This window comes from Halotalea alkalilenta DSM 17697 (assembly GCF_000621205.1).
Lineage (GTDB): Bacteria > Pseudomonadota > Gammaproteobacteria > Pseudomonadales > Halomonadaceae > Halotalea > Halotalea alkalilenta.
The window spans coordinates 296577-314107 of sequence record NZ_KK211226.1; the positions used below are offsets into that span (position 1 = coordinate 296577).

Sequence of the window (17531 nt, forward strand, 5' to 3'; positions counted from 1 at the left end):
CCTCGATTGATGTCGGAACAGTCATCCATCTGCGCGAACCAGTTCTCCCCGCCTTGGCGGACGCGGCCGCTGCGGCAGTGCGAACAGGCAAGCGGCGCTGATCAGCGTGGTGAAACTCAGCAGGTAGAGCCCGGCGCCAGACAGGGCGAAGCTCTCTTCTGCCCAAACCCGCGCGTTGGGTGCGATGAAGCCGCCGAGGTTACCCAACGAATTGATCAATGCGATGCCACCGGCGGCAGCGGTACCGCCGAGATAAGCAGTGGGAAAATGCCAAAAAAGCGGTTGGACACCGATGAATCCGGCGGCAGCTAAGCAGAGCGCGATCAGGGCGACGACCGGAGAGGCGACGGCGCTGGAGCAGGCAATGCCGAGTCCGGCGGCGACCAGCGCGAGCACCGCGACTTCGCGGTAGCGACCGCTACGGCCAGCGGCTCTCGGCAACCACCAGGCGGCGAACATCGCACATAGCCACGGGATGGCGGCGACCAGCCCCACCGTCAGGCCGACCTGGGTGCCCAACAGCGCCCCGACCTGTGAAGGCAGATAGAAAACCACCCCATAGACGCTCATCTGGATCAGCAAATAGATCAAACAGAGGTGGAGCACGCGAGGATTACCCAACGCCATGAGCGCCCCCCGCGGCCCATGGCTGGACTTGCTCCGGTCCTCGCTCTCCACGGCTGTCGACAGCGCCTCGCGCTCGGCCTCGGTCAGCCAGCTCGCCAAGCGGGGGCTGTCGCAGAGATAGCGCAGTACCACGATGCCAAGCAGCATGGTCAAAAGCCCCGTGACAATGAACATCCACTGCCAGCCATGCACGCCGGAGAACCCATCCAAGTCGAGGAGCAGGCCTGAAAATGGGGAACCCAAAATGAAAGCGAGGGGAGCGCCAAAGTAGAACAGCCCGAGCACTCGGGCACGGCTGGCGCCTGGAAACCATTGGGTGAGGTAATAGATCACCCCGGGGAAGAAGCCCGCCTCGGCAATACCCAGCAGCAGGCGCAAGGTATAGAAGATCCATTCGGTGTAGGCGAAGGCCATCGCGGTGGAGATCGCTCCCCAGGTCACCATGATCCGGCACATCCAGAAACGGGCGCCGACCCGGGTCATGATCAAATTGCTCGGCACTTCCAAAAACGCATAGCCCACGAAGAAAAGACCCGCGCCAAGTGCAAAGGCGGCGTCTGAAATACCTGTATCCAGCTGATAGGCTTCTCGAGCAAAGCCGATATTGGCGCGATCGAGAAACGCGAAAACGTACATCATCAACAGCAGAGGCACTAGCCTTTTGGTGGCCTTTCCAATGGCACTATCGAGTGATGAATCAGTACGATTCGACATACAATTCGGCCTCGAAGATAGGGATGCGTAACCTGTATTTCCACTGTCGACCGGGGGGGCACGACCGAGGTGATGAACGATCTCGTTGTAACGCCGCCCTTCATGCAGCGACCAATGAATTCGGCGTGGGCATCGATACCTTCAGGTTATTTCCCCCACAACCCTTTGTTGATAAATGAAAAAATTGTTCCTTGCCTAGGAATTCAAACTAAGATTTACGACTAATGGCTGATTATCAGAGACATCGAAACGCCCGTACCCAGTCAGCTTCTGGATATCCGACGAGGTCTTTCAATGAACGAATATTTCCATCTTTTCTTACGACTTAAGTATAAGCATTTATATTTACTCAAGACGCTCAATGAACAGGGGAATCTTCACCTGACTGCGCTAAAGATGAACATGTCGCAGCCCGCGGCAACGAGAATGCTCGGGGAAATCGAGCGACTGTTCGACTGCCGGCTTTTCGACCGCGGCCCACGTGGACTGGCCGCCAACGATGCCGGCCATCTGCTGGTGGATTTCGCCTACAACGCGCTTTCCCGGCTGGATCGCTGTACCGATGAACTGCACCGCCTGCAGAGCGGTGGCAAAGGGCAACTGAAGATAGGTGCGATCATGGGCGCCGCACCGGATCTGGTCGCTCACTGCATCATCGAGATGAAACGCCGCTATCCGCTGCTCAAGATCAGCCTGTCGGGAGAGACCAGTGACCAGCTCATCGAGCTGCTCGGACAGGGGCGCATAGACCTCGCCGTGTCGCGCCACCTGCCTTCCCACCAGCAGACCGAATTCGAATTCGAACCTCTCGGTTCAGAAACCATTCTTGCGGTGGTCCGCCAGGGACACCCCTTGCTCGGGTCTCCTTTCCCGCCGCTGTCCAAGCTGTTGGAAGCCTGGCCATGGATCCTGCAACCGCCCTCTACGCCGGCGCGCCAGATGCTCGAGCAGGCCTTCGAACGCGCAGGCCTGCTGTCGCCGCGTGACGTCATCGAGAGTGGCTCCATCTTCGCTTCGCTGCAGCTGGTCCAACGCTGCGAAGCTATCCTGGTGCTGTCCGAGTCGATCCTGCGTGAGCCATTGGACTCAGGCAGAGTGGTCGAACTGCCGCTGCCGTTCGCAGACGCGCTGGGGCCCTTCGGTCTGCTCCAGCGGCGTGGAGAAACATTGGGGCCTCCCGCCAAACGCTTCGCGGAGCTACTCCGGATACGAGCGCGGGCGCTGGATGACCCTGCTGGAGGGGAAGCGATGAATGGGGACGGGCGGTGACGTTAGGAAAGGGTATCGGCGCTCTCGTGAGTGGATGCCGTACATGAAGATGCCCCGCCGGAGAAGAGGCGGGGCATCGTCGTCACTCTATGACCAGCCGACCTCAGACGTCGAGGTTGGCGACCAGCGCGTTCTGCTCGATGAAATCGCGCCGCGGTTCGACCTCATCACCCATCAGGGTGTTGAACATCTGATCCGCCGCCACGGCGTCCTCGATCGAAACGCGCAGCATGCGGCGCACTTCGGGATCCATGGTGGTTTCCCACAGCTGGTCCGGGTTCATCTCGCCGAGCCCTTTGTAGCGCTGGATGCTGAATCCGCGCTGGGCCTCGCCCATCAGCCAGGCGAGCAGCTCCTCGAAGTCGGCGACGTTCCTGCGCCGCTCGCCGCGGGCGACGTAGGCGCCTTCTTCGAGCAGCCCTTCGAGGGTTTCGCCGAGCGCGATCATCGCCGCGTAGTCGGGCGAGCGGAAGAAGCTCAGGCCGAGCGCGTAGTCGGTGGTCACGCCGTGGGCCTTGAGCGCGACGCTCGGGAAGTAGAGCTGGCGCTCGGCGTCAAAGTTGGCACTGAACACATAGGTCGCCGCACCCTCGTAGGCGAGCAGCGCCGCCATCCGTGCCGAGAGCGTCGCCATCCACTGCTCGACCTTGTCGCGGTCGGCGAGGTCGGCCTCGCTCAGGCCGCGGACGTGGATCATCTGCTTGAGCACTTGGATCGGGTACACCCGGGCGAGGCGATCGAGGCGTTTCATCACGTCGCGATACTGATCGATCAGCTTCTCGAGCCCGGCGCCGGTGATCCCTGGGGCGGTCTCGTTGACGTGCAGGCTCGCACCGTCGAGCGCGGTGCTGGTCAGGTACTGCTCCAGCGCGGCCTCGTCCTTCAGGTACATCTCCTGCTTGCCGCGCTTGATCTTGTAGAGCGGCGGCTGGGCGATGAAGATGTGGCCGCGCTCGATCAGCTCCGGCATCTGGCGGAAGAAGAAGGTCAGCAGCAGGGTACGGATGTGCGAACCATCGACGTCGGCGTCGGTCATGATGATGATCGAGTGATAGCGCAGCTTGTCGGCGTTGAACTCCTCGCGGCCGATACCGCAGCCGAGCGCGGTGATCAGGGTGCCGACCTCGGCCGAGGAGAGCATCTTGTCGAAGCGCGCCTTCTCGACGTTGAGGATCTTGCCCTTGAGCGGCAGGATCGCCTGGGTGCGGCGATCGCGCCCCTGCTTGGCCGAACCGCCGGCCGAGTCACCCTCGACCAGGTAGAGCTCCGACTTGGCCGGGTCCTTCTCCTGGCAGTCGGCGAGCTTGCCGGGCAACCCTGCGATGTCGAGCGCACCCTTGCGCCGGGTCATCTCGCGCGCCTTGCGCGCGGCGTCGCGCGCGCGGGCGGCATCGATCATCTTGTTGACGATGGTCTTGGCTTCCTGCGGGTGCTCGAGCAGGTAGTCGGCGAAGTTGCGCCCCATCTCCTGCTCGACCGCGGTCTTGACCTCGGAAGAGACCAGCTTGTCCTTGGTCTGCGAGGAGAACTTGGGATCCGGCACCTTGACCGAGATGATCGCGGTCAGCCCTTCGCGGGCATCGTCGCCGGTCGTCGCGACCTTGGCCTTCTTCTGCAGCTCCTCGGCCTCGATGTAGCTGTTCAGCGTGCGCGTGAGCGCCGCGCGGAAACCGGCGAGGTGGGTACCGCCGTCACGCTGGGGAATGTTGTTGGTGTAGCAGAGCAGGTTCTCGTTGTAGCTATCGTTCCACTGCATCGCCACCTCGACCCCGATGCCGTCTTCGCGCTCGACATTGAAGTGGAACACCGGACAGACCGTGGCGCGGTTCTTGTTCAGGTGATCGACGAACGCACGCAGGCCGCCTTCGTAGTGGAACAGCTCCTCGCGGCCGTCACGCTCGTCGGCCAGCCGGATCGCCACGCCCGAGTTGAGAAACGAGAGCTCACGCAGGCGCTTGGCGAGGATTTCGTAGTGGAACTCGATGTTGGCGAAGGTCTCAGGCGAAGGCACGAAGTGGATCTGGGTGCCCGAGCGCTCGGTATCGCCGACCACCGCCAGCGGTGCCTGGGGCACGCCGTGGACGTAGGTCTGCTCGTGGACCTTGCCCGCCCGCCAGATGGTCAGCTTGAGCTTGGAGGAGAGCGCATTGACCACCGAGACGCCGACCCCGTGCAGACCGCCGGAGACCTTGTAGGAGTTGTCGTCGAACTTACCGCCAGCATGCAGCACGGTCATGATGACCTCGGCCGCGGAGACGCCTTCGGAGTGCAGGTCGGTGGGGATGCCGCGGCCGTTGTCGGACACGCTGACCGATTCATCGGCGTGGATGGTGACCAGGATCTCGCTGCAGTGCCCGGCCAGCGCCTCGTCGATCGAGTTGTCGACGATCTCGAACACCATATGGTGCAGGCCGCTACCGTCATCGGTGTCGCCGATGTACATGCCTGGCCGCTTGCGAACGGCGTCCAATCCCTTGAGGACCTTGATACTCGACGAGTCGTAAGCCTTTTCGCTCATGTCCACTCCTAGGGGTGCTGATGGTCGGCGGATCGGATCCGCCGCGTCTTGATCGTGCCTGGCTCGACTGCAATGCTGTCGAACCCGGCCCGGCGCCGCCCGATACGCCAGCGTCCGCCGTTCATGCCTCGCTCACCTGGCCCGAGCGCACTTCGAACGCCTTGACCTCGGTGGTGAAGCGGTAGCCGAGCGTGTCGCGCTCGATCACGGTGATGAAGCTCTGGCCGCGCTGCTCTTCGAGCAGCTCGCAGAAGCGCCGCCGGTGCTCGAGATCGAGTTCTGCAGCGAGATCGTCGATCAGATAGAGGCAGTGGTGCTCGGTGAGCGCTTCGAGCAGCTGCCCTTGGGCCAGCTTCAACGCACTCACCACCACCTTCTGCTGCCCGCGCGAGAGCACTTCCGCCGCCGGCCGCCGGCCCACCTTGAGCCGCAGGTCGGCGCGCTGCGGGCCCTGCTGGGTGAAACCCATCTGGCGGTCGGTCTCGACACTCGCCTCGAGGATCTCGCCAAGCGGCCGGCTGCGGTCCCAACCGCGGTAGTAACCGAGCGATAGCTCCGGCAGTTCGGCAAGCCGCGCCAGGGTCGCCATGAACAGCGGTTCCAGCCGGGCGACATAGGCCTCGCGCATGCCATCCAGCCGCTGCGCTTCACGGGCCAGCTCCTGGTTCCAGGCAGCGATCGACAATCGATCGATTCTACCATGTCTGAGCAGTGCATTGCGGTGTTTCAGCGCCCGCCGCATCCGTTTCCAGCAGTCGAGGAAGGCCTGTTCCACGTGAAACACACCCCAGTCCAGATACTCGCGGCGCGCCTTCGGCGAACCCTCGACCAGCTCGAAGGTTCGGCTGTCGATCAGCTGCAGCGGCAGCCGCTCAGCCAGCTGGCTGACCCGCTCGATCCGTTCGCCGGCGAGCTTCATCACCGGCGTATCGGCATCGCGTCGGCGCTCAAGCCCGAGGGGGATCGGAGGATCGCCCTGCAGCCGGCCGAACACGGTCAGCGCATCGCAGTCGAAGTGGATCAGGGTCTTGAGCTGGCGAGCGCGGAACGAGCGCGCCAGGCCGAGCAGGTGCAGGCCTTCGAGCAGGCTGGTCTTGCCGCTGCCGTTGGCGCCGGAGATCAGGTTGATACCGGGCGAAGGACGCAGTTCGACGCGCATGAGGTTGCGCAGGCCGGTGAAGTGGAGTCGATCTAGCGGCATGGTGTCGGCGACGATGCGCACGTGCCCGCCGCCGGACGAGGCCCGGCGGCGGATACGCTCACAGGCGCATCGGCATGACCACGTACTTGGAGCCCAGCGTCGCCGGGGTCTCCTGGTCGCCTTCGAACACCGCCTCGAGCAGCGCGCTCGAATTGGCGTCGGACAGCGTGATCAGCACCCGGTCGGTACCGATGACGTTGAGCACGTCGACCAGGTAGCCGACGTTGAAGCCGATCTCGAGGCTCGCCCCCTGGTAGTCGACGGTGACGTTCTCCTCGGCCTCCTCCTGCTCCGGGTTGTTGGCCTGGACGCGCAGGTTGCCCTCTTCGAGATAAAGCCGCACGCCGCGGTACTTCTCGTTGGAGAGGATCGCGGTGCGCGAGAGCATCTGGCGCAGCTCGCTACGCTCGGCGATGATCTTCTTGTCGCCGCCCTTGGGCACCACCCGCTCGTAGTCGGGGAACTTGCCGTCGATCAGCTTGGAGGTGAAGACGTAGCCACCGGTGCGCGCGCGCAAGTGGTTGGGGCCGAGCACCAGGGTGATCGGCGCGTCGCTGTCGTCGAGCAAGCGGCCGAGCTCTAGCACCCCTTTGCGCGGCAGGATCAGCTTCTGGCTGCCATCGAACTCGACGCCGGCGGAGCTCTCACTGACCGCCAGGCGGTGGCCGTCGGTGGCGACCACGCGCACCACGCCGGAAACCAGCTCGAACAGCATGCCATTGAGGTAATAGCGCACGTCCTGCTGGGCCATGGCGAAGCCGGTGGCATCGATCAGGCGCTTCAATACTCCGCGCGGCAGGGTCAGTTCGGCATCGTGCTTGCTCTGCTCGATGTTGGGGAACTCGGCCGCCGGCAGGGTCGAGAGGGTGAAGCGAGAGCGCCCGGAGCGCAGCACCGCGCGGCCCTCCTCGAGCGCCAGGCTGATCATCGCGCCCTCGGGCAGCGAGCGACAGATGTCCATCAGCTTGCGCGCCGGCACGGTGGTGGAGCCGGCGGCCTCGAGCGAATCGAGCTCGGCATGGCCGATCAGCTCGACCTCGAGGTCGGTACCGGTCAGCGCCAGGCCGTCGCCGCCGGCGATCAGCAGTACGTTGGAAAGCACCGGCAGGGTCTGGCGCCGCTCGACCACGCCTGCGACGAGCGACAGGGGACGTAGCAGGGCTTCACGCGAGATGGAGAATTTCATGAGGGGTCCACTCTCTTCTTGGATCGTCTTGGGTCTCTAATCGGCTCGGGCGCCGCCGGGGGCGGCCTTGCGTTCAACTGGTCAGCAAGCGCAGCAAATTCTTGTAGTCCTCGCGGATATCGGCGCTCTCCTCCTTCAGCGAGGCGACCTTGCGACAGGCGTGCAGCACCGTCGTATGGTCGCGCCCGCCAAAGGCGTCGCCGATCTCCGGCAGGCTGTGACTGGTCAGCTCCTTGGCCAGCGCCATCGCCACCTGGCGCGGACGCGCCACCGAGCGCGAGCGGCGCTTCGAGTGCAGGTCGGAGACCTTGATCTTGTAGTACTCGGCGACGGTGCGCTGGATGTTGTCGACCCCGACCTGCTTGTCCTGCAGCGCCAGCAGGTCCTTGAGCGACTCGCGAATGAAATCCTGGTTGATCGGCCGGCCCATGAAATGCGAGTCGGCGATCACCTTCTTCAGCGCCCCCTCCAGCTCACGGACGTTGGAACGGATCTTCTGGGCGATGAAGAAGGCAGCGTCGTGCGGCAGGTCGACCTTGGCCTGCTCTGCCTTCTTCATCAGGATAGCGACGCGCGTCTCCAGCTCCGGCGGCTCGATCGCCACGGTCAGCCCCCAGCCGAAGCGGGACTTGAGACGCTCCTCGACGCCGGAGATCTCCTTGGGATAGCGATCCGAGGTGAGGATCATCTGCTGGCCACCTTCGAGCAGCGCATTGAAGGTGTGGAAGAACTCCTCCTGGGAGCGCTCCTTGCCGGCGAAGAACTGGATGTCGTCGATCAGCAGCGCATCGACGCTGCGATAGAAGCGCTTGAAATCGTTGATCGCGTTGAGCTGCAGCGCCTTGACCATGTCGGCGACGAAGCGTTCGGAATGCAGATAGACCACCTTCGCATTCTCGCGCAGCCCGGCGAGATGATTGCCCACGGCATGCATCAAGTGGGTCTTGCCGAGGCCGACACCGCCGTAGAGGAACAGCGGATTGTAGGCTCCGCCCGGATTCTCGGCGACCTGGCGGGAGGCGGCGCGAGCGAGCTGGTTCGACTTGCCCTCGACGAAGGTCTCGAAGGTGAAGTTCGGATTGAGCCCGCTTTGGTGCTTGAGACTGCCCTCGACCTGCACCTGCCGGTTGGGGCGCCGCGCACTGCCTTCTTCTTCTACCGCCGTCTCGCCCGCCGCTTCGACCGCATCCTCCGCCTCGCCGGAGAACGACGCCCGCGACGGCGCGCTGCGCGGCATCATCGGCGCGGCCGGGCGCACCGGCTCGGTCGGCCGGGGGTTGGAGACGCTGCGCCGACTGCCGATCCCGAGCGACACCTTGGGCGGCTTGCCGGGCGCGAGTTCGCGCAGCAGCTCGTTGATCCGTTTCAGGTACTTGTCGCTGACCCAGTCGCGCACGAAACGGTTCGGCGCGAGCAGCGCGAGGCCATTGGCCTCGCCCTCCTCAGCCTGCAGCGGACGTATCCAGGTGTTGAACTGCTGGGAGTTCAGCTCGTCCTGGAGGTATTCGAGACATTTCTGCCAGAGTGCTATCGACACGCGAACTCGTCATCCTTGCGAAGTGGAGGGCCATGCACGCGGACTTCCGGCGCCGGAAGGGCGGAAGGCGATTCGGACTCAATGGCTATATTACGGACCCGCTAGTGTATCGGGGGCCGCAGGAGTTATCCACACCATCTCTGCGATTGAAGAGGTTGTGCATAACTCAGGTAAAAAGCGCCCTGAAACTGCTTCCAAGCCCTATGACACAGCCACTCCCCAGCTTGCCCATAGCTTTCCCCCCGACTATCCACAGCTTTTTGCACACAGCCGAAGGCTCCCTTAGCAAAAAAAATCCTACTTGGTAAGAGAAAAATTGCGCCGCCTGCGCGTATTCACTAGAATTCCCGCTCTTGACGGGACCGCAGGTGTTTGCACCGGCGTTTTTCCATCTCTCCACCACTCCCTCCGTCTCGAGGAAAGCAGTCATGAAACGCACTTTTCAGCCCAGCGTCCTGAAGCGCAAGCGCAACCACGGTTTCCGTGCTCGCATGGCCACCAAACGCGGCCGTCAGGTCCTGGCTCGTCGTCGCGCCAAAGGCCGTAAACGCCTGAGCGCCTGATTTCAAGAGAGGCCACCATGGCCGGTCAGGACGCGATCCACGGCTTTCCCCGCAGTCTGCGAATCCTGACCAGCGGGGAGTACGGCCACGTCTTCGAGCATGCGTGCTTCAAGGTTCACGGCAAGGGGCTATTGGCGCTCGCTTGCCCGAACCAGCATGGTCACGTTCGAGTGGGCCTGGTGTTCAGCCGCAAGAACGTGCGCCGCGCCGTCGATCGCAACCTGCTCAAGCGCCTGACCCGCGAGTCGATACGCCTGCGCCAGCACCGGCTGCCAGCCGTCGACATCGTGGTACTGTCGCGCCGAGGAGTTCTCGAACTCGACCGGGAGACCCTCAGTCGGCAGCTTGCCGGCATGTGGCGCCGCCTGGAGCAGGACGTGAAGCGACGAGCCCCCGCGCCTGATCGCGAACCCGCCTGATCCCGTCCCTGCCCGTTCCCGGCGCGAGGGATGGAGTGCAAAGGGAGACATCTCCCCGCGCACGCCGCCGGTGAAAGGCCTCCCGCTCGAGACGACGCGCCGAGCCGTCTTCAGCATTCATCAAAGATACGCCACGACACCCTTTCACCGGGCTCATCCCTCATGGATCTGAAACGCATCATCATCCTGATTCCGCTGGCGATCCTCGCCTATCTGCTGGTCGTACAGTGGAATCAGGACTATCACCAGCCGACCCCTGAGCCGCAGGCACCGACGCTCGCCGCCAACTCGAGCGACGCGACGCAGCCCAGCGATGTGCTCGACGCGCCCGAATCGACCAGCGAGCGCGCGACCTCTCCGCTGGAGAACGGGCAAAGCGCCAACCCAGCGCAGGAGAACGCCTCCAGCTCGCTGATCAGCGTCGACACCGACGTGCTCGACCTGCGCATCGACCCGCGCGGCGGCGACATCATCTATGCCGCACTGCCGGAACAGCAGCAGGCGCTCAACTCCGAGACGCCGTTCGTATTGCTCTCCGACAGCAGCTCGCGCAGCTACATCGCCCGCTCCGGCCTGCAGCTCGAGAACCACCCCGGCCGCATCATCTTCTCGCCCGAGCGGACCGACTACCGGCTCGCCGACGGCGAGCGCCAGCTGGTGGTCGAACTGAACGCCAACGTCGACGGCATCGCGGTGACCAAGCGCTACACCTTCGAGCGCGGCTCTTACGCGGTGAAGATCGACTACCTGGTCGACAACCAGAGCGCCGAGCCCGCGACCGCCCGCTTCATCGGCCAGCTCGCCCGCGACCAGTCCGCCGACCCGACCACCACCGGCGGGATGGGGATGAAGTCGTACCTCGGCGCCGCTTTCTCCTCGCCGGACAGCCGCTACGAGAAAGTCAGCTTCGACGACATCCGCAACGGCCGCTTCGCCAATCGCGACGTCCAGGGCGGCTGGGTCGCGGTGATCCAGCACTACTTCGTCTCCGCCTGGGTGCCGAACCCGAACCAGAGCAACCTGTTCTATGGCGACGTCGATGCCGCCAGCCGCACCGTGGCCGCCTTCGCCGGCCCGAGCATGCAGGTCGCCGCCGGCAGCCAAGGCGACTTCGGCGCGACCCTCTACATCGGACCGAAGATCCAGAGCCAGCTCGCCGCCGCCGCACCCAACCTCGAGCTGACCGTCGACTACGGCTGGCTGTGGTTCCTCGCAGCACCGCTGTTCTGGCTGCTGTCGAAGATCCACGGACTGGTCGGCAACTGGGGCTGGTCGATCGTGCTTTTGACCTGCGTGGTCAAAGCGATCCTACTGCCGCTCTCCGCCAAGGCCTACAAGTCGATGGCGAAGATGCGCAAGATGGGCCCCGAGATGCAGCGGATCAAGGAGCTGCACGGGGACGATCGGCAGAAGATGTCCCAGGAGATGATGAAGTTCTACCAGAAGGAGAAGATCAATCCTCTGGGCGGCTGTCTGCCGATGGTGGTGCAGATGCCGGTCTTCATCGCCCTCTACTGGATGCTGATGGAGTCGGTCGAACTGCGCCACGCGCCGTTCATGCTGTGGATCCAGGATCTCTCGGCGATGGACCCCTACTTCATCCTGCCGATCCTGATGGGCCTGTCGATGTTCGTGCAGCAGCAGCTCAACCCGACCCCGCCGGACCCGACCCAGGCGAAGATCATGAAGATGCTGCCGATCATCTTCACCTTCTTCTTCCTCTGGTTCCCGGCCGGCCTGGTGCTGTACTGGATCACCAACAACGTGCTCTCGATCGCCCAGCAGTACATGATCACCAAGCAGATCGAAAAGGCCGACGAGAAGCGCGAAGCGCAGAAGAAAGCCGAACAGGCCGCCGAGCACCAGAAGAAGCTCGAGCGCCAGAAGCAGAAAGAGCAGAACGTGGAAGGCAAGTAAACGCCCGCCCACCGCAGCAAGCGAAAGGCCCGCCTCGAATCGAAGCGGGCCTTTCGCGTTTCAGGATGTTCAGGGGCAGAGCAATCTCAGCAGCAGCGCTGGCGCTTGATTTCGGTCCAGTCGAGCTCCGGGCGGCGCATGCCGTGGGCGCCACGGTAGTCGGGGCGGGTGGGCGTCTTCCAGCCATCGAGCAAAGCGGGATCGATGCGATGGATCTCGATGCCGATCGGGTGGCAGGTTTCGAGTGGGTCGCGGGCATCAGGCCCCCACAGATCGATCGACAGATCACCACCGGGACAGCAGGAGAGCGCACAAAGCAGATCGATCTCGGCGAATAGCTCGAGATAGTCCCCGGGGCGCGCCGGGCAGGCCTTCATGAAATACTGATCACGCCCATTGAGGCCGGTGCACTGGAACACGTTGAGCACGTCATGGATATCGAACTCAGTCAGCCCGAAGGGTGCCACCGCCCGGGTCAGATTTGAGTGGCAGTGGTAGTCGAAATCGACCCCGCTGAGCAGCTTGTTGACATAGGGATCGCAGCGGGTGCCGAGCAGGTCGTGGACTCGACCGCCATCCTCGTCGATACCGTAGTCGGCCAGGGTGTCATGGGTGATCGTCGCCATCGGGCGCAGGAACGGCAGGGTCGACCACAACCGGTCGTAGGTGCTGACGTGGGCCCGTTGCAACTGACGGGTACGAGAGGCCCACATCCGCTCGCGCGGGTCGGCAGCTGACCAGAGGTTGAAATCGCCCACCTGAGGACCATCGACGCTCTTGATCCTGAACACATGCCCGGCCGGCACCTTCCAGGCACGCGCGTCACGGATCGGTATGGTCAGCTCCTCGACCAGGGTATCTTCACCGACCGCAGCCGAGATCCGATCGTAGAAGGCGCGATCAACCTCGAGCGGCGAGCCTTGGGTGGCTTGATAAGCGGCGGCAACGTCGGCCATCGAATGAATCCTCTGTGAATGGGATGACAACATGGGCGATCGACACCCGATAGTTTCGAATCAAAGCGAGGCGAGCAGTCGGCGCTCGGAATCGCCAAGATAGGCCTCCAGCTGGTCCATCGCTTCCGCGCAGCGCTGCTCTTCGAGCAGTCGATATATCAGTACATCGCGCGCCACCCAAGGTTGCTGGAAGGCCGGCTCGTCGGCGCCGGAAGCGAATAGCAGCCGCAGCTGCGCGGCGATCGAGACGAACAACGCATCGAACCGAGAGCTACCGAGCAGTGAGACGATCGCTTGGTGGAAACGCAGGCTCTGAGTGCCGACCTCGCGCCAGTTTTCGTTCTCGCACGCTTGCTGGGCACCTTCGATGGACTGGAGCATCCGCGCCAGCTGGCCATCGCCGATCGAGCGACGGCTGCGCAATGCACCAAGCTCCAGGGTGCGCCTGACGATGAAGATGTCGCGCAAATCCTCGGCATCCAAGCGTCGCACCTTGACCCCCTTGTTGGGCTCGTGGGTGATTAGCCCCTGCTCACGCAGCAGCCTGAGCGCCTCGCGTACGGTATTGCGCGAAGCCTGGTGTCGCTCGACCAGCTCCGCTTCGACCAGCGGCATACCGCTGACCAGGCCACCGGTCAGGATCGTTTCACGAATCTGTGCGGCGACTCTTGCAAAGGCGGGTTCAGCGGTGGAATTGACGCTCATGCTCGGTGCTCTCAGTGAAAGGCCACGTTGCGCAGGAACCGTTCGACCCGCGGCTCGACCCGCTCGCGAAGCTCCGCCGGCGGCGCATCGCAGACTATGCGTCCCTGCTCCATGAATAGGATGCGGTCGGAGACGTCGAAGGCGAAACCCATTTCATGGGTGACGATCAGCATCGTGATCCCCTCTCCGGCCAGGGTCTCGATCACCGCCAGCACCTCGCTGACCTTTTCCGGGTCGAGCGCCGAGGTCGGCTCGTCGAAAAGCATCACCTTCGGCCGCATCATCAGCGCCCTGGCGATCGCTACCCGCTGCTGCTGGCCACCGGAAAGCTGATGGGGGAACTTCATTGCATGCTCGGCCATGCCAACCTTATCGAGCAGAACGAAAGCCTCATGTCGGCGTTGGCCGGACGTACTGCGGCGATGATAGCGAGGTGCAAGCTGCAGATTGTCGAGCACGCTAAGGTGCGGGAAGAGGTTGAAGCCCTGGAACACCATGCCGATGTCGAGAATCCGCTCACCGTGCTCAGTGAAGTTCGATGGCGCATTGACCCGACGACGTGCCTCGATGAATGGCTCGCCGTGGAGCTCGATCCGACCCTCGTCGATCCGTTCGAGCCCATTGAGGCTTCGAATCAGCGTGGTCTTGCCGGAGCCGGAGGGTCCGATGATCGATATCACCTCCCCCGACATGACGCGCAGATCGATGTCATGGAGTACCTCGACATCGCCGAACGCCTTGTAGAGCCCGCGGGCCTCGAGCGCTGGGGCATCGCCCTTGAATGCCGCAACAGCGCCGGCCGATGGCGCGCTCCCGGCGAGCTCACACTCGATCTCATCGAGGGAGAGATTGCCACGCTTGCGACCACGCGCCTGGACGTCGAGACTGCGCTCCAGCAGCCCCAGGCCGCGATCGAACAAAGTAATGATCAGCACGTAATAAAACGCCACCGCTGCCATCGTCTCGAGCACCAAGAAATTCTGGGTGTAGAGCCGCTGGCCGACCATCAATATCTCGGTCAGAGAGATTACCGAGACCAACGAAGTGAGCTTGACGATGGTGACGTACTCGTTGGCAAGCGTCGGCAGCGCGATACGCAGCGCCTGGGGAATCACCACCAGCCGTTGGGTGCCACCGAAACCAATGCCGAGCGCACGCGCAGCCTCATGCTGGCCGCGAGGCACCGCGAGCAGTCCGCCACGGTGAATCTCGGCGATGTAGGCGCACTCGCTCATCACCAGCGCTATCAGCCCGGCATAGAACGGATTGGACAGCACTCGACTGCTCGCCGGCCAGACCTGCGGCAGGTTGTAGACGAAGATCAGCAGCACCAGCAGCGGCAGGCTGCGGAAGAACCAGATGTAGAGCCTGGCTGCGCCGCTCAGCAGTCGAGACTCAGCCTGCTTGCACAGCGCCAGGCCGAAACCCAAGACGATGCCGATCAGCCAGCAGGCCATGCTGAGCTGGATCACCGTCCAGGTCGCCGCCCAAAAATCGGCATTACCGAGCAGCCCCAGGGCGTAATTCCAGTCAAAAATCATCATCGCACCCGCCGTACTCGCCATGAACGCACTTGGAGATACTTCAAACCCCGCTCGAGCCCGACGGGGGTCGAAACGCTTTCCTATTCGCCCGCCAGAGCCGCGTTCAGGTCATCCTGGCTCGGCGCTTCAAGGTTGTAGCGCTCGAGCAGCGCCTGGTACTCGCCACTGTCACGCAGCGCTGCCAAGGCGGCATCGAGGGCATCGAGCAGCGCCTGATCACCCTTGTTGACGCCAAGCCCGATCAGTACCGGGTAGATCAGCGAAGTCGAGCTGATCTCGACCCGGCCATTGAGCCGTTCGACCACCTGCTTGGCCACCGCCGCATCGGACATCTGCACGTCGATCGCCCGCGACAGCAACGCCTGGGTAGTCTGCGGGTCGGTGTCGTACTCCTGCACCCGGATCGGTGCCTTGCCCTGCTCGACGCAGTAAGAGGCGGAAAGCGCCTCGAGCTTGGGTGTCCATGAGGCTCCCTGGATAGAGCCTACCCGTAGCCCGCACAGCTGCTCTGGAACTTCAGGCGCCTGCGCCGCACCCGTGAGTACCAGCAATGACTCACCCGCACGTAGATAGGGAACGAAGTCGAGCACCTTGCCCCGTTCAGGGGTCACAAACAGCGCGGAAGCGATCAAATCGAAGCGGTGCGAACGTAGACCGGTGATCAAACTGGCGAACCGGGTATCGACGAAGTCCGCCGTAAGACCCATCCGCCCGGCCATCGCACGCATGAAGTCGGGATCGAAACCCGCAGGCTGGTCACCCTCCATGTAGGCGTAAGGGGGGTAGGTCAAATCGGAGCCGATCGTCAGCCGACCCTGGCTCAGCGTCGGCGAGGCAGCTTGGGCAATGGAGGTAGAGGAGGCAAGGGCAGTAAGTATCACGGCGGCGCGACACAGTTGAGAGAGACGAGAGAGGCGCATGGGAGAGTCCGAGTCTGATTATTGTTGAACAATTTGGCATTGACACTAAAGCAAAATACGTTCCATTTTATTTTTAATCTTATATTTCAAAATCTTAAACAAGATATCGAGAGATAGTTTTTGTCAAAAATCCATCAAATGCACCATTTTCGATCAAAAAACCGCAACATAAAGATGAAGTGCATGCCCACAGCAAGTCGATCAGGCGCATGTCTGTCCCACGCGGACTGCGGTCTAATCTCCAAGGCACTTGGAATCCGCTCGGGACGAACGGGTTGGGGGTTGGCGCCAAGGCCCGGGATTTCCCCACCGCTCGCGGTGAACCGGGCCTTCGCCGACTTGGGCCAATCTTGCGAGACACCATGGAGGCCCGTGTCGAACCACGGCCTCGACCACCGCTTCAGCGTGCGAAGGGATCTTTGCCGGCGTAGGCGTTGCGGTGGATCACTTCGCTTTCTAAATAGGCGAGCACGGCATCGTCGACTTCCACTCCGAGACGCTTGGATTCGCGCTCGCGCAGTACGCAGTCCTCGCCGGGGTAGAGCACTCGCTCGACGCCGGCGGCGGGGGTGGAGGCGCTGAGCTCGCGCATCGCTTGGGAGACGCGGGAGCGAAACGCGCGGGCGTCGGTGAAGGCGGCGGGATCGATCACCAGGTGCAGCTGGCCCAGTTCGCGCCCGGCCGAGAGGTCGTGGTACATCGAGGAGACGTGCTTGCCGAACGGCAGGCCGAGCAGCATGCCGGCGAGCACGTCGACCATCATCATTAAGCCATAGCCTTTGGGCCCGGCGATCGGCAGCAGCGCACGCACGGCATCGGCGTCGGTGGTCGGCGCGCCGCTGGCGTCGACCGCCCAATCGGGTGGGATTGCCTCGCCGCGCATCCGCGCATTCAGCGCCTTGCCCCACGCCTGCACCGTGGTCGCCATGTCGAGCATCATCCGATCGTCCCCCTCGCCCGGCGCGGCGAAAGCGATCGGATTGGTACCGTAGTAAGGCTCGGCGCCGCCGTAGGGCACCGCCATGGGGTCGGACTGGCACATCGATAGCGCGACCAGCCCTTGCCGGGCGGCCTGCTCGACGAAGAACGAGAGCGCCCCGCTGTGGCCGATCCGGCGTACGCCGACCGCCGCTACGCCTTGCTCGCGGGCGATCTCGATCGCCACCTCCATCGCCTCGAAAGCGGCGACGTGGCCGGCGCCGTTGTCGCCGTCGAACACCGCCGCGGCGGGTGCCCGGCGCTCGACCATGAAGCGCGGCGCGGGGTTGGTGCCCCCCTTGCTGATCCGCTCGGCGTAGTACTCGACCCGCAGCGCGCCGTGGGAGTGGACCCCACGGGCGTCAGCATGAACCAGCGAGGCGGCGACCATGCCAGCGTGCTCGGCACTCAGCCCCGCCAGCACGAGCTTGCGGACGATCAGCGCGGTGAGCTTCTCAACCGCGATGCGTGTCACAC

General features: G+C 63.4%; 14 protein-coding genes. 4 read left to right on the forward strand and 10 right to left on the reverse strand.

Features of this window, described 5'->3' with window-relative positions; all coding sequences use genetic code 11:
* Positions 1 to 21: 21 nt before the first annotated feature.
* Entirely contained in the window at positions 22 to 1266 is a 1245-nt protein-coding gene (locus tag Q376_RS0110640; protein WP_211266649.1) for an MFS transporter, read from the reverse strand.
* A 369-nt stretch (positions 1267 to 1635) separates the two neighbouring features.
* On the opposite strand from Q376_RS0110640, the gene Q376_RS22275 reads away from it, so the two are divergent.
* Positions 1636 to 2610, forward strand: a complete 975-nt coding sequence (locus Q376_RS22275; protein ID WP_052365131.1) for a LysR family transcriptional regulator — start codon at positions 1636 to 1638, stop codon at positions 2608 to 2610.
* Between the two features lie 103 nt (positions 2611 to 2713).
* Here Q376_RS22275 and gyrB read toward each other — a convergent pair whose 3' ends face one another.
* From gyrB to dnaA, 4 genes are all read right to left on the reverse strand, one after another.
* The gene (gyrB, locus tag Q376_RS0110650) at positions 2714 to 5128 is read right to left on the reverse strand and encodes a DNA topoisomerase (ATP-hydrolyzing) subunit B (RefSeq protein ID WP_027350300.1); all 2415 of its coding nucleotides are present in this window, start codon (positions 5126 to 5128) and stop codon (positions 2714 to 2716) included.
* Between the two features lie 121 nt (positions 5129 to 5249).
* Positions 5250 to 6350 (reverse strand): DNA replication/repair protein RecF, encoded by a 1101-nt coding sequence (recF, locus tag Q376_RS0110655; RefSeq protein WP_342665968.1) that lies wholly within the window; start codon positions 6348 to 6350, stop codon positions 5250 to 5252.
* Between the two features lie 37 nt (positions 6351 to 6387).
* Positions 6388 to 7515 (reverse strand): DNA polymerase III subunit beta, encoded by a 1128-nt coding sequence (gene dnaN, locus Q376_RS0110660; RefSeq protein WP_027350302.1) that lies wholly within the window; start codon positions 7513 to 7515, stop codon positions 6388 to 6390.
* A 73-nt stretch (positions 7516 to 7588) separates the two neighbouring features.
* On the reverse strand, positions 7589 to 9052 hold the full coding sequence (gene dnaA, locus Q376_RS0110665; RefSeq protein ID WP_027350303.1) for a chromosomal replication initiator protein DnaA: 1464 nt from the start codon (positions 9050 to 9052) through the stop codon (positions 7589 to 7591).
* 428 nt (positions 9053 to 9480) lie between these two features.
* Here dnaA and rpmH point away from each other — a divergent pair, with 428 nt between their 5' ends.
* From rpmH to yidC, 3 genes are all read left to right on the forward strand, one after another.
* Positions 9481 to 9615, forward strand: coding sequence for a 50S ribosomal protein L34 (gene rpmH, locus Q376_RS0110670; protein ID WP_027350304.1), 135 nt, complete (start codon positions 9481 to 9483; stop codon positions 9613 to 9615).
* Between the two features lie 17 nt (positions 9616 to 9632).
* Entirely contained in the window at positions 9633 to 10034 is a 402-nt protein-coding gene (gene rnpA / locus Q376_RS0110675) for a ribonuclease P protein component (RefSeq protein WP_027350305.1), read from the forward strand.
* A gap of 162 nt (positions 10035 to 10196) precedes the next feature.
* On the forward strand, positions 10197 to 11951 hold the full coding sequence (yidC, locus tag Q376_RS22280) for a membrane protein insertase YidC (RefSeq protein ID WP_081803505.1): 1755 nt from the start codon (positions 10197 to 10199) through the stop codon (positions 11949 to 11951).
* 86 nt (positions 11952 to 12037) lie between these two features.
* Here yidC and Q376_RS0110685 read toward each other — a convergent pair whose 3' ends face one another.
* The 5 genes from Q376_RS0110685 to allD all read right to left on the reverse strand — a co-directional run bounded on the left by Q376_RS0110685 (position 12038) and on the right by allD (position 17529).
* Positions 12038 to 12907, reverse strand: coding sequence for an urea carboxylase-associated family protein (locus Q376_RS0110685; protein WP_027350306.1), 870 nt, complete (start codon positions 12905 to 12907; stop codon positions 12038 to 12040).
* A 60-nt stretch (positions 12908 to 12967) separates the two neighbouring features.
* Positions 12968 to 13612 (reverse strand): GntR family transcriptional regulator, encoded by a 645-nt coding sequence (locus Q376_RS0110690; protein WP_027350307.1) that lies wholly within the window; start codon positions 13610 to 13612, stop codon positions 12968 to 12970.
* Positions 13613 to 13623: 11 nt separating this feature from the next.
* Positions 13624 to 15156, reverse strand: a complete 1533-nt coding sequence (locus Q376_RS0110695) for an amino acid ABC transporter permease/ATP-binding protein (protein WP_245598936.1) — start codon at positions 15154 to 15156, stop codon at positions 13624 to 13626.
* An 80-nt stretch (positions 15157 to 15236) separates the two neighbouring features.
* Complete coding sequence (locus tag Q376_RS0110700; protein WP_281173360.1) at positions 15237 to 16037, reverse strand: ABC transporter substrate-binding protein; 801 nt, start codon at positions 16035 to 16037, stop codon at positions 15237 to 15239.
* A 439-nt stretch (positions 16038 to 16476) separates the two neighbouring features.
* Positions 16477 to 17529 carry an ureidoglycolate dehydrogenase gene (gene allD / locus Q376_RS0110705; protein WP_043447325.1) on the reverse strand — a complete coding sequence of 351 codons (1053 nt, stop codon included), beginning with the start codon at positions 17527 to 17529 and terminating at the stop codon, positions 16477 to 16479.
* Positions 17530 to 17531 lie beyond the last annotated feature (2 nt).

What these genes read in the sequence shown, in the direction of transcription:
- Q376_RS0110640 (WP_211266649.1), bottom strand. Translation starts at nt 1,266, where the DNA reads ATGATGTACGTTTTCGCGTTTCTCGATCGCGCCAATATCGGCTTTGCT.
- Q376_RS22275 (WP_052365131.1), top strand. Translation starts at nt 1,636, where the DNA reads ATGAACGAATATTTCCATCTTTTCTTACGACTTAAGTATAAGCATTTA.
- gyrB (WP_027350300.1), bottom strand. Translation starts at nt 5,128, where the DNA reads ATGAGCGAAAAGGCTTACGACTCGTCGAGTATCAAGGTCCTCAAGGGA.
- dnaN (WP_027350302.1), bottom strand. Translation starts at nt 7,515, where the DNA reads ATGAAATTCTCCATCTCGCGTGAAGCCCTGCTACGTCCCCTGTCGCTC.
- rpmH (WP_027350304.1), top strand. Translation starts at nt 9,481, where the DNA reads ATGAAACGCACTTTTCAGCCCAGCGTCCTGAAGCGCAAGCGCAACCAC.
- rnpA (WP_027350305.1), top strand. Translation starts at nt 9,633, where the DNA reads ATGGCCGGTCAGGACGCGATCCACGGCTTTCCCCGCAGTCTGCGAATC.
- yidC (WP_081803505.1), top strand. Translation starts at nt 10,197, where the DNA reads ATGGATCTGAAACGCATCATCATCCTGATTCCGCTGGCGATCCTCGCC.
- Q376_RS0110685 (WP_027350306.1), bottom strand. Translation starts at nt 12,907, where the DNA reads ATGGCCGACGTTGCCGCCGCTTATCAAGCCACCCAAGGCTCGCCGCTC.
- Q376_RS0110690 (WP_027350307.1), bottom strand. Translation starts at nt 13,612, where the DNA reads ATGAGCGTCAATTCCACCGCTGAACCCGCCTTTGCAAGAGTCGCCGCA.
- Q376_RS0110695 (WP_245598936.1), bottom strand. Translation starts at nt 15,156, where the DNA reads ATGATGATTTTTGACTGGAATTACGCCCTGGGGCTGCTCGGTAATGCC.